The organism is Staphylococcus pasteuri, from assembly GCF_030547725.1.
Classification (GTDB): domain Bacteria; phylum Bacillota; class Bacilli; order Staphylococcales; family Staphylococcaceae; genus Staphylococcus; species Staphylococcus pasteuri.
The window spans coordinates 1-244 of record NZ_JAUOQO010000771.1 but is presented as its reverse complement, the minus strand read 5'-3'; the positions used below and the strand labels follow the sequence as shown (position 1 = coordinate 244).

At 59.8% G+C, this 244-nt stretch carries 1 protein-coding gene; it reads right to left on the bottom strand.

Features of this window, described 5'->3' with window-relative positions:
* Positions 1-210 (bottom strand): hypothetical protein (locus Q4528_RS15450; RefSeq protein WP_303522597.1); only part of this gene is annotated, 210 nt, incomplete at its 3' end.
* Between the last annotated feature and the right edge of the window lie 34 nt (positions 211-244).

The window sequence follows — 244 nt, the reverse complement described above, 5'->3', positions numbered from 1 at the left end:
GGTGCAGGTCGTGTCGTGCATCAAGATGCGGTTGGGGCGAAACGAGAATTCGAAACCTGTGGGCCGCTTCGCAAGCCAGTCGTCGAGGGCGGCGATCAGCGGGGCAGGTGATTGTGTCTCGCGCAGGTGGTTCTCGCTCAGCAGTCGCAAGACATGTGGCAGCTTTGCCAGCCGCGCGCCGAGGATCGTTTTGAGATCGACAACACGCATGGTTTGATCGTGGTGGTGCACATCGGTGTGAAGT